We start from the raw sequence: 11851 nt of genomic DNA on the forward strand, positions 1-11851 counted from the left end.
CCCCCCCCCACCCACACACACGCCCCGCCCCACGCCCGCCCCACACCGCACTGTCAGTGGCTCCGGCTACGATTGACCTCGTGGTTACCGCCCTGTATCGCCGCTACCGGCCCGAGACTTTTGCCGAAATGATCGGTCAGTCTCAGGTGACCGATCCGCTGATGACGGCCCTGCGCACGAACCGGGTGAATCACGCCTATCTGTTCAGCGGGCCCCGAGGTTGCGGCAAGACGACATCCGCCCGTATTCTCGCGCGCTGCCTGAACTGCGCCGAGGGTCCCACCGACACGCCATGCGGGGTCTGCCCGAGCTGTGTGGAGCTGTCCCGCGACGGCGGCGGATCCCTTGACGTGGTCGAGATCGACGCGGCCAGCCACAACGGGGTCGACGATGCCCGGGACATCCGTGAGCGCGCGATCTTCGCTCCCGCCCGCGACCGATACAAGATCTTCATCCTGGACGAGGCGCACATGGTCACGCCGCAGGGCTTCAACGCGCTGCTGAAGATCGTTGAAGAGCCGCCCGAGCACGTCAAGTTCATCTTTGCGACAACCGAGCCCGAAAAGGTGATCGGCACCATCCGTTCGCGCACGCATCACTACCCGTTCCGGCTCGTGCCGCCCGGGCCGATGCTCGAATACGTGCAGCAGATGTGCGACACCGAGCAGATGACCGTCGCGCCGGGCGTGCTGCCGCTCGTGGTGCGGGCCGGCGGCGGGTCGCCGCGCGACACCCTGTCGCTGCTCGATCAGCTGATGGCCGGATCCGACGGGCACTCCGTCGAATACGACCGCGCCGTGGCGCTGCTCGGCTACACGAACGCGTCGCTGCTCGACGAGTCCATCGACGCGATCGCCGACCGCGACCCGTCCGCCGCGTTCGACGCCGTCGACCGGGTCGTGCAGACCGGCCAGGACCCGCGCCGCTTCGTCGAAGACCTGCTCGAACGCCTGCGCGACCTGATCATCGTGGGCGCCACGAGCGCCGCGGGCGCCGCCGCCGTGCTGCGCGGCGTGCCGCAGGAGGAACTCGACCGCATGGCCGTGCAAGCCGCGAAGTTCGGCCCCGCCGAGCTCTCCCGCACCGCCGACGTGATCAACGCCGCCCTCACCGAGATGACCGGCGCGACCAGCCCCCGCCTGCACCTCGAACTCATGATTGCCCGCGTGCTCATCCCCGCGAGCGACGATTCCACTCGCGGCGCGCTCGCCCGAGTCGAACGCCTCGAGCGCCGCATCGGGGTCGGTTCTGGTTCTGGGTCTGGGTCTGGTTCCGGCGACAGCCCGGCGACGGATGCCCCAGCCACCAGCCCGGTCGGCTCGCCCCCGCGCGCGGCTGCGGTCTCGGCGACGCATGCCTCCGGCCGGCCCGCGGTCTCCGGCGGTGCGGCTGCTGCTGCTGCTTCTGCCGCCGCGCCTGCTGCCGCTGCGCCCGCGACCCAAGCCGCGTCCCCGCCCCGCCCTGTCGGACCCGTCACCCTGCAGCAGGTAAAGGACTCTTGGCCGCAGATCCTCGAGGCAGTCAAGGCCGCCAAGATCAGCGCCTGGCTCGTGCTCTACACGGCCCGCGCCATGGAACTGCGTGGCGGCGACCTGCTGGTGCTCTCCTTCCCGAGCCAGAACGACGTCGCCGGACTCAAGCAGTCGGCGGCCCCCGGGCAGGGCGTCGGCGACTATCTCAAGCGCGCCGTCAACGAGGTGCTCGGCTTCACGCCCCAGCTCACCGCCCGGGTCGACTCCCCGAGAACGGATGCCCCAGCCACCCCCAACGCATCCGCCCCCGCTCCGGCACCGGTAGCCCCGGTCTCCCCGGGGTCAGGTTTCGGCGTGCAGGACTCCACCGCGCCGAGCCCTGTCGCGCGGGCCGCAACCGTCAGCGGCTCGGCCGCAGCCGGGTCCGGAAGCGGCGACACCGGCTCCAGGACGACACCCAAATCCGCTGCTGCAACAACCGACGAGGCATCGCCCGCCGACGCCGACCCCGATCCGGCTGCTGCCGCCGACCCCGATCTGGCTGCTGCCGCCGACCCCGATCTGCCTGCTGCCGTGAACGCTGCAGCCGGTTCCGCCCCGGCCGGCGTTGGCAAGGTTGACGCCCCAGAAGCGCCTGCGGCATCGGCTGCCAGCCCCACGGTGACCAGCCGCGCAACTGCCAGCCCGGCGGTCGCCGCGACCGCGACCGGCTGGGCGACCGCTGCCATTCCGAGACCCTCGGATGCCGGCACCGGCTGGGCCACGGTGGCCATCCCGGGGTCAGCCCCGGCTGCTGAAACCGCTGCTCCTGCGTCTGCGGCCTCCGCTGGGGCCTCCGCTGCGACCCCTGATGCCCCCGCACACGCATCCGCCCCGCAGACCGCCCCGCGTTCCACGCCGAGCGCGCCGGCGCCCAAGACGCTTCCCGCGTCCGGGCGAGACCCTGAGCCGCAGCCGCCCTACGACGACGAGCCCCCGTCCTACGACGAGGAATTCCCGCCGGACCTGAACCCGAACGGCGGCCAGCCCGGCCGATACCAGGCGCCCGCCGCGCGTGCGGGATTGTTCGCAGCGGGAGCCCAGCACCAAGCGGGAGCCCAGCACCAAGCGAGAGCCCAGTCTCAGTCCCAGAACGGCGTCCAGAACGGCGCCCAGCCCGGAACCCCGGCGCGCACCCAGGTGCAGGCTCCGAACCGGGCGGGCGGCGCAGCATCCGTTGCCCGTCGCGGGCCCGCCTTTGCGGAGAAGCAGCGCTACGGCGAGTCGGTGGTGCGCGAAATCCTCGGTGCCACCTTCCTCGAAGAACAGCCGCACGATCCGGCATCCCGAACCAGAGGCGACTAAACCATGTACGAAGGCATCGTTCAGGAACTGATTGACGAGCTCGGCACGCTGCCCGGAATCGGGCCCAAGTCCGCGCAGAGGATCGCGTTCCACATCTTGCAGACCGAGCAGTTCGACGTGACCCGGCTCGCCAACGTGCTGCTCGAGGTGCGCGACAAGGTGAAGTTCTGCGACATCTGCGGCAACGTGTCCGAGCAGAAGACCTGCATGATCTGCCGAGACCCGCGCCGCAATCCGGCGATGATCTGCGTGGTGGAAGAGGCCAAGGACGTCGTCGCGATCGAACGCACCCGCGAATTCAGGGGGCTCTACCACGTGCTCGGCGGGGCGATCAGCCCCATCGACGGCGTCGGACCGGACGACCTGCGCATCCGTCAGCTGATGCAGCGCCTTGCCGACAACACGGTGCAGGAGGTCATCATCGCCACCGACCCGAACCTCGAGGGGGAGGCGACCGCGACCTACCTGTCGCGCCTGCTGACCACCCTCGAGATCAAGGTCTCCCGGCTCGCGTCAGGGCTGCCGGTCGGCGGCGACCTCGAGTACGCCGACGAGGTCACTCTCGGGCGGGCCTTCGAGGGCCGCCGTACCGTCACGAACTAGCACCCCGCGCCGCCTGCCCGCTCCGGCAACAGTTGCGGCCAGGAGTGGCCAGGGAGACCGCATCCGCCACCGACCTCGCCGGACTGAACCGACTGCCCGCCCGGACGACAGACGGGCCGGGGGGAGGGGGGAGACCCGGCCCGTGGCATCCGTTGCCCCGCTGATTCGCGGGCAGCGCTGACTGCGGAGAATTTCGAGACCCGCCGCGTGGCGGGGCGACGGATGCCGCGTGTCGCGAAATTCTCCGCAGTCACGGCGTTCTATTTCGCGCTGGCGGTCGCCCGCGGGTGCGCGGCTGGAGCAGCCGTCGCCGGCACCAGCGGCTCGTTCGCTTCGAGCACCGTGCGGTACGCGGGCAGGTGCGTGAACAGCTCGTCGGTGAGCGGGTTGCGGCGTCTCTTCACGATCGTGTAGATCTGGTAGACCACAACGGCGATGTTGGCCGCGAGGGCCACGGCGCTCACCCAGAACAGGGCGACCGGGTCGTGCGACGACTTCACCGTGAACTGCGAGCTCGACACGAAGGTCGGGAAGGCCATGGTGAACATCATCCAGAACGCCAGGGTCTGCGCGCGGTGCTGCAGCCAGGCGCCGCGCTTGATGAAGAAGGCGGGGATCATGCACGACACGAGCAGGGCCGCGCCGGCGAAGAACGAGTGGTCGCCGACCGCGTTGTAGCGTCAATGGGTGCCCCTCACCGTCACATGGCCGCTGCCGAATACAACAGCATTTATGATGGGAGCTTGCCTGTGCCCGCGTACCCGAACCCTTGGAGTGCCACGTGAGCTTGATCGTGCAGAAGTTCGGCGGATCATCCGTCGCCGACGCCGAAAGCATCAAACGCGTGGCCAAACGCATCGTCGACACCCGCAAAGCGGGCAACGAGGTCGTCGTCGCCGTCTCCGCGATGGGAGACTCCACCGATGAGTTGCTCGACCTTGCGCACCAGGTCACCCCGATCCCCGCGCCGCGCGAGCTCGACATGCTCCTCACCGCGGGCGAGCGCATCTCGATGGCGCTGCTCGCCATGGCGATCAAGAGCATGGGCTACGACGCCCGCTCCTTCACCGGCAGTCAGGCCGGCATGATCACGGATGGCCAACACGGCGCCGCCCGCATCGTCGACGTGACTCCCGGGCGCATCCGCGATGCCCTCGACGACGGTGCCGTGGCGATTGTCGCCGGCTTCCAGGGCTTCAATCGCGACACCAAGGACATCACCACGCTCGGCCGCGGCGGTTCTGACACGACCGCCGTTGCGCTGGCCGCCGCGCTCAGCGCCGATATCTGCGAGATCTACACGGATGTCGACGGCGTCTTCACCGCCGACCCGCGCGTCGTTCCCCGGGCCCACAAACTCGACCGCATCTCCAGCGAAGAAATGCTCGAGCTCGCCGCCGCGGGTGCGAAGGTCCTCTATATTCGAGCGGTGGAATATGCGCGTCGGCACGGTGTGACGCTGCATGTGCGGTCCTCGTTTAACAACAACGTGGGAACCATCGTCTACAACCCCGACACCACGAGCCCGCATGTCGCGATCCCGAATTCGTCGGCCACCGAGCGCACACATCCCAATAACGCATCCGCGAATGGAGAGACAGTGGAAGAGCCAATCATCGCCGGGGTCGCCGCCGACCTGAGCGAAGCCAAGGTCACGGTCGTCGGCGTTCCAGACATTCCGGGCAAAGCCGCGCAGATCTTCAAAATCGTCGCGAAGACCAACGCGAACGTCGACATGATCGTGCAGAACGTCTCGGCCGCGTCCACGGGACTGACCGACATTTCCTTCACCCTGCCCAAATCGGAGGGCCAGCAGGTGCTGACCGCGCTGAGCAACGAGCAGACCAACGTCGGGTTCGCCGGTCTGCAGTATGACGACCAGATCGGCAAGCTCGCGCTCGTCGGCGCCGGCATGCGCACCAACACGGGCGTGTCCGCGAAGCTGTTCGAGGCGTTGTTCGAGGCCGGGATCAACATTGAAATGATCTCGACTAGCGAGATCCGCATCTCCGTGGTCACCCGCGCCGACACCATCAACCAGGCGCTGCGGGTCGTGCACACCGCATTCGGCCTGGACTCCACCAACGACGCCGTCGTGCACGGCGGCACCGGCCGCTAGCCGGCATCCGTCGGCCCAACCGGGCTCGGCCGGACGCCAGCCGGGCTCGGCCCCACCCCGCCTCACCCCACCCCGACCCCGTTCAACCGGTTTCCCTGGGGCTAACTCAGGAGAACTAGAGGCCACAGGCGCGATCCGGCTGGAATTCGGGCCAAATCGCGAGAATCTCCTGAGTTAGCCACAAAGGCAGATGCAGATGCAGATGCAAGTGCAAGTGCAAGTGCAAGTGCAAGTGCAAGTGCAAGTGCAAGTGCAAGTGCAAGTGCACGAGCGAGAGCGAGACCACCAGCACCACCAGCACCAGCAGCCACGGCATCCAGCGGAGGAAACACAGTGAACAGCACCGCAGCAAACAGCACCGCAGCAACCAGCACCACAGGAATCCAGATCGGCGTCGTCGGGGCCACCGGCCAGGTCGGAGCCGTCGTGCGCAGCCTGCTCGAGGAACGGGACTTCCCGGTCGGAGGCATCCGTTTCTTCGCGTCGTCCCGGTCCGCCGGCTCCGTGCTGCTGTTCAAGGGCGAGAAGATCGTCGTCGAAGACGCCGCCACCGCCGACCCCAGCGGACTCGACGTGGCCATCTTCTCCGCCGGCGCGACGCTCTCGAAAATTCAGGCTCCCCGGTTCGCCGCGGCCGGCGTCACCGTGATCGACAACTCCTCCGGGTGGCGGATGGACCCCGACGTGCCGCTGGTCGTCAGCGAGGTCAACCCCGAGGCCATCAAGCTCGCCACCAAGGGCATCATCGCGAACCCGAACTGCACCACCATGGCGGCCATGCCCGTGCTCAAGGTGCTGCACGACGAGGCCGGCCTCGAACGCCTCATCGTCAGCACCTACCAGGCGGTCTCCGGCAGCGGCCTGGCCGGCGCCCGCGAGCTCGCCAGCCAGGTGCGGGCCGCCGCCCTGAGCGACAACCTGCTCCAGCTGGTGCACGACGGGTCCGCTGTGCCCATGCCGGCACCCATCGTCTACGCCCGCCCGATCGCGTTCGACGTGATCCCGCTGGCCGGTTCCATTGTCGACGACGGCGAATTCGAGACCGACGAGGAGAAGAAACTCCGCAACGAGAGCCGCAAGATCCTCGAGCTGCCCGATCTGCTCGTCTCCGGCACCTGCGTGCGCGTGCCCGTCTTCACCGGCCACGCCCTCTCGATCAACGCCGAGTTCGCCAACCCGTTGACCGTCGCCCGCGCCCTCGAACTGCTCGCCACCGCCCCCGGCGTGGTCGTGACGGATGTCCCCACACCCCTCGAAGCGGCCGGCCAGGACCCGAGCTTCGTCGGCCGCGTGCGTCAGGACCGCGGCGTGCCGAACGGGCGTGGATTGGCCCTGTTCATCACCAGCGACAACCTTCGTAAAGGTGCGGCACTCAACGCCGTGCAGATCGCGGAACTCGTCGCCGCGGACCTACTCGTTCGCTGACCTCAGCGTGGTGCTGTATAACCGGGCGCTCACTCCGCTAGTGTCAGACTTCGTGGGCGGGAATCGGAACTCAAGGGGCGTCAAACGCCTGGCCTTCCTTGCGTTCGCCGGCATCGGCCTCGCGCTCATCGCCACGTCGTTCGTGCTGCTCCTTGATGACCCCTCAGACAGCTGGCTGATCGCCGGGGTCGGTGTGGTCTGCGCGGCCACCCTCGAGCTCACCTGGGTGCGCGTGGGCGCCGTGGCGCACCGCAGCCCGATGATCAGCCTCCCCGTTCTGGCGCTGCCGGCGCTAGCCCCGACCCTCTCCCTGCCGGTCTCGGCCGGGCTGATCGCGCTCGGCGTTCTGCTGGCCATCCTGATCGAGTCCGGGCGGGCATCGGTCGCGCTCTACAGCGCCGGCCTGCAGGGTGCCGGCGCTCTCGTCGCCATCGGCCTGTTCACCTGGTTCGGCGCGGGCGGACTGCCGATTCTGGCGGGCGTGGCCGCGGCATCCGTGGGCTATATCTTCTTCATCATCGCGACCGAGGTGCTGCGCCAGCGCTTCGTCGCCGGCCCGCTCGGTCGCGGCAGCGGCGGGCGACCCCTGTCGCCGCTGCGGGTTCTGCTGGTGCTGGTCGGAACCGTCGTGGTCACGGTGACGGCCGCGCACTGGAGTGTCGTGGGGCTGCCGTTTCTGGTCGAGGTCACCAACACGCTCGATGCCGTCATCGTGCTGTTCACCCTGATGATCGTCGCCTCCGTGGTCAAGGTCTTCACGGTGTTGGCGGTCATGCGCTACCGGCTGGCCGGCCTGGTCGCCGCCACGAGCGCGCTGGCCGCCGACCCGGCCACCGGGCCCTCCGTGCGGGTCAACCCCACGAGCCCAGCCACCACAGGCATCGGCGCCACGAGCGGTACCGCCATCACGAGCGCCGCCGACAACACCTACCCCGCCACGAGTGCCGCCGACGCCGCCCCAGAGCCCGAGCCCGGCTCCCCGGCGGCCGTCACCGACCTGCTGCGCCGGGTGGTGGCGGATGCGATCGGCGCCGAATCCGTCATCGTGCGCAGCGAGCCCGCGCAGCCCGGCGAGATCAGCATGCTGCTGCCCCTGGCCGGCGCCATCGGGCCGGACCAGTACATCGTGGCCCGGCGCGACGCCATGGACGGCGCCTTCACCGGCAACGACCGTCGCGCCCTCCAGGCCCTGGCCACGACCGCCGAGATGGTCGTGCGGGCCCGCCGCAACATCGCCGGCCTCACCCTGCGCGCCAACACCGATCCGCTCACGAGCCTGCCCAACTACGGCGCGTTCCAAGAGGCCCTGGCGAACATCAACGACCACCGGGACTACTCAGAGGCCCTGGCCGTGCTGTTCATCGACCTCGACGAGTTCAAGCGCCTGAACGACCGGTTCGGCCATCAGACCGGCGACGAGGTGCTGCGCGAGCTCGGGCGTCGGCTGAGCGCCGTGGTGCGTCCGAATGACGTGGTCGCCCGGGTCGGCGGCGACGAGTTCGTGATCATCCTCACTCACCTGGCGTCGCTGGCCGAGGCGAAGTCCATCGCCGAGCGCATCCTGGTGGTCTCCGGGGAGCCGATGCTCATCGGCCAGACGACCCACAGCCCGATCATCAGCGTGGGCCTGGCCTACTCGGCGCACCGCGAAACCGACGTCAACCAGCTGGTCCAGGATGCCGACCGGTCGATGCTCGCGATCAAGAAGTCCCGGCGACGCGGCGGCCCGTCGAAGGAGAGCAGCCTCAACATCTCGAGCCACCGCTCCTCGCAGATGAACGACATCATCGCCCACGCCATCGACGAGGACCTGCTCGAGCTGGCCTTCCAGCCCATCGTCAGCCTCGTCACCGGGCAGATCTGGGCGTTCGAAGCCCTCGTGCGCTACACCGACCCGGACCTCGGCCCGCTATCGCCGCCGTCGATCGTCGAGAAGGCGAAGGGCCTCGGCCGGCTCGACGCGATGACCCGCCAGGTGGCCGTGAAGGCCATGGCCGCCGCGGCGGACTTCCGGCTGATCGAGCCGCGCGTGGTGTGCATGACCATCAACGTTGAGGCCGGGCAGATCCTGCCTGAGCGTGTGGGCAACTACATCGAGGAGCTCGCGGACCGCTACCCCGGCATCTCGCTCTGCCTCGAGCTCAACGAGCGGTCGATGACCAAGGTCACCCCCGCCATCCGTGCCCAGGCCGACCGCCTGCGGGACCTCGGCATGATGATCGCGCTCGACGACTACGGTTCCCAGGATTCGTCGGTCGACGCCCTGGTACGGATGCCCATGGACATCCTCAAAATCGACCGCAGCCTGGTCGACGACCTCGACGACATCCGCCAGCGGGAGGTGCTCACCGCCCTGCAGGGTTTCGGTGACAACCTCGAGTACTCGATGATCGTCGAGGGTGTGGAGAACGATGCGATGGCGAACCACCTGAGTGCGCTGGGTATCCGTAGCGCGCAGGGGTTCCACTACGGCGTGCCGGAGAGCTTTGAGAAGACCCTGTCGCGGCTGGAGTTGCACGGCGCCCGTGCGGTCGTGCCGAGGCTCGACATTACGCTTGCTTCATGAGCACAGAACCGGTTCCGTTCGACGTGGAGACGATCGTTTTCGACCTCGAACCCGAGCGTCGGGCGGTGATCTACCCGGTGCTCGACGTCGTGCGCGATGCCATGCCCAAGGGGTATCGGCTCGGCGTCTACGGCGGCATGCTCGGCTGGGCGGTTCCGCTGGAGCTGTTGGCGAACACCGACGACAAACAGCCGCTCGTCTACGTGAGCCTGGCCGCGCAGAAGCACTACAACTCGCTCTACCTGATGGGCCTCTGCAGCTTTCCCGAGAAGGATGCCGCGTTCCGCTCCCGGTGGGACGCCACCGGACGCACGCTGAACATGGGCAACAGCTGCGTGCGGTTCAAGACGCTGGCCGACCTCGATCTCGACCTGATCGTGCGCGAGGTCGCGAGCGTGTCCGTCGACGACTTCATCGCCAACTACGAGCTCCTGAAGAGTCGCGGCTGAGCCGCTTTTGGTGGCGGCTGGGTCGCTTATCGGTCGCGACTGAGCCGGTTTTGAGCCGCGACTGGGTCGCTTTTGAGCTCGTTGCCGAGCCAACCGTGACCTGACGCGTCTGCGTCCCGGCGGGAGGCATCCGTTGCCACCGATATGGTGGAAGAGTGAATCCAATGGCGAAGATTGATGTCGTTCTTATTGGTGGCGGCATCATGAGCGCCACCCTCGGTACCTTGATCAAGCAGTTGCAGCCCGACTGGAGCATCGAGGTTTACGAGCGATTGGGGGAAGTCGCTCAGGAAAGCTCCAACCCGTGGAACAACGCGGGCACCGGCCATGCGGCTCTGTGCGAGCTGAACTACATGCCCGAATCGAAGGACGGCTCGGTGACCGCGGCCAAGGCCGTGGCGATCAACGAGCAGTTCCAGATCAGCCGCCAGCTGTGGGCACACCTGGTCGAGACGGGCGTGCTGCCCGAGCCCACCAACTTCATCAACTCCACCCCGCACATGACTTTCGTGCACGGCAAGAGCAGCGTCGAATACCTGCGCAAGCGGTTCGCGGTACTCCAGGGCGAGCCCCTCTTCGCGGGCATGGAATACAGCGAGGATCCGGCCGTGATTGGCACCTGGACCCCGCTCCTCACCCAGAAGCGCCCGAAGAACCAGAAGATCGCGGCGACGCGCATCGTGTCCGGCACCGACGTGGACTTCGGCGCCCTCACCCGCTACCTTTTCGCCAACCTCACAGCGGAGGGCGTGGGCGTGCACACGAACCAGCAGGTCACCGGTGTGAAACAGCTCACGGATGGCTCATGGAAGCTCAACCTGCGCCGCCTGGTCGGCAACCACCCGAGCGTCGTCAACGCCCGGTTCGTCTTCGTCGGTGCGGGCGGCGGCGCCCTGGCGCTGCTGCAGCAGAGCGGCATCCCCGAGATCAAGGGTTTCGGAGGGTTCCCGATCAGCGGGCAGTTCCTGCGCACCACGAACCAGAAGCTCGTCGCCCAGCACCACGCGAAGGTCTACGGCAAGGCGGCGAAGGGTGCTCCGCCCATGTCGGTGCCGCACCTCGATACCCGCGTCGTCGAGGGAGAGGCCTCGCTTCTGTTCGGACCGTACGCCGGCTTCACCCCCAAGTTCCTCAAGTCGAGCAGCTGGCTCGACCTGCCGTTCTCGATCCGGGTGCACAACATCGGGCCGATGCTGGCTGTGGCGGCGCACAACTTCGGCCTGATGAAGTACCTGATCGGCGAGGTGTTCGCCTCAAAGAAGACGAAGCTCAAGGCGCTGCAGGAGTTCATCCCGACCGCGAAGCTCGGCGACTGGGAACTCATCACCGCCGGACAGCGCGTGCAGGTCATGAAGAAGGATCCGGAGCAGGGCGGCGTGCTGCAGTTCGGCACCGAGGTCATCACCTCGGCAGACGGCACCATCGCGGGGCTGCTCGGGGCCTCCCCGGGAGCCTCGACCGCGGCCCCGATCATGGTGGACCTGATCAAGCGCTGCTTCCCCGAGGAGTACCCGGCCTGGGAACCCAAGCTGCGCGAGATGATCCCGAGCCTCGGCACGAAGCTCTCCGACGACCCGGCCGTTGCCGCCGCGTCGCTGGCGGCAACCGCGGCCGTGCTGAACCTGACCGCGTAGGAGGCTGCCCGGGGGCGGGGTTGCCCGGGCCGCGGGGGCTGGGGGGTGGTGCCGCGGGGGCTGGGGGGTGCCTGTGGGCTTGGGGTGCCTGTTCTCTGCCCGTAACTTCGGAGTTTTTCGCAACATGCCGTCCTGGCGGGCTGGGGTGACCCGGTGTTTCCGGACAGTCCTCCTGAATTCAGGATTGGATAGACAAATGGAACACGAGAAACACAAACACTTCAGCCCGGAGTTTCGGG

Annotated in this window: 7 protein-coding genes and 1 pseudogene; 7 read left to right on the forward strand and 1 reads right to left on the reverse strand. The window is 68.0% G+C overall.

Annotated elements, in window-relative coordinates:
• Window positions 1–128: 128 nt before the first annotated feature.
• Window positions 129–2816 carry a DNA polymerase III subunit gamma and tau gene (locus E3T40_RS12130; RefSeq protein ID WP_241981767.1) on the forward strand — a complete coding sequence of 896 codons (2688 nt, stop codon included), beginning with the start codon at window positions 129–131 and terminating at the stop codon, window positions 2814–2816.
• Between the two features lie 3 nt (window positions 2817–2819).
• Window positions 2820–3419: a recombination mediator RecR gene (gene recR / locus E3T40_RS12135; protein ID WP_104170738.1), complete on the forward strand. Its 600-nt coding sequence runs from the start codon at window positions 2820–2822 to the stop codon at window positions 3417–3419.
• Between the two features lie 260 nt (window positions 3420–3679).
• Here the strand turns inward: recR and E3T40_RS12140 are convergent.
• A pseudogene (locus E3T40_RS12140) lies at window positions 3680–4084 on the reverse strand (DUF5692 family protein); the annotation flags it as partial.
• Window positions 4085–4200: 116 nt separating this feature from the next.
• Between E3T40_RS12140 and E3T40_RS12145 the strand changes: the two are divergent.
• From E3T40_RS12145 to E3T40_RS12170, 5 genes are all read left to right on the forward strand, one after another.
• On the forward strand, window positions 4201–5538 hold the full coding sequence (locus E3T40_RS12145) for an aspartate kinase (protein WP_104099827.1): 1338 nt from the start codon (window positions 4201–4203) through the stop codon (window positions 5536–5538).
• A 333-nt stretch (window positions 5539–5871) separates the two neighbouring features.
• Window positions 5872–6963, forward strand: a complete 1092-nt coding sequence (locus tag E3T40_RS12155) for an aspartate-semialdehyde dehydrogenase (protein ID WP_104170740.1) — start codon at window positions 5872–5874, stop codon at window positions 6961–6963.
• 52 nt (window positions 6964–7015) lie between these two features.
• Entirely contained in the window at window positions 7016–9529 is a 2514-nt protein-coding gene (locus E3T40_RS12160; RefSeq protein WP_134543783.1) for an EAL domain-containing protein, read from the forward strand.
• Entirely contained in the window at window positions 9526–9978 is a 453-nt protein-coding gene (locus E3T40_RS17135; RefSeq protein WP_134543786.1) for a DUF1801 domain-containing protein, read from the forward strand. Before E3T40_RS12160 ends, E3T40_RS17135 begins: the two co-directional genes overlap by 4 nt.
• 164 nt (window positions 9979–10142) lie before the next feature.
• Window positions 10143–11612, forward strand: a complete 1470-nt coding sequence (locus E3T40_RS12170) for a malate:quinone oxidoreductase (protein ID WP_134543789.1) — start codon at window positions 10143–10145, stop codon at window positions 11610–11612.
• Window positions 11613–11851: the final 239 nt, after the last annotated feature.

Source organism: Cryobacterium sp. TMT1-19 (assembly GCF_004403055.1).
GTDB lineage: Bacteria > Actinomycetota > Actinomycetes > Actinomycetales > Microbacteriaceae > Cryobacterium > Cryobacterium sandaracinum.

Excerpts from the sequence above, each read along its gene's own strand:
- E3T40_RS12130 (WP_241981767.1), top strand. The coding sequence starts at position 129 with ATGATCGGTCAGTCTCAGGTGACCGATCCGCTGATGACGGCCCTGCGC.
- recR (WP_104170738.1), top strand. The coding sequence starts at position 2,820 with ATGTACGAAGGCATCGTTCAGGAACTGATTGACGAGCTCGGCACGCTG.
- E3T40_RS12170 (WP_134543789.1), top strand. The coding sequence starts at position 10,143 with ATGGCGAAGATTGATGTCGTTCTTATTGGTGGCGGCATCATGAGCGCC.
- E3T40_RS17135 (WP_134543786.1), top strand. The coding sequence starts at position 9,526 with ATGAGCACAGAACCGGTTCCGTTCGACGTGGAGACGATCGTTTTCGAC.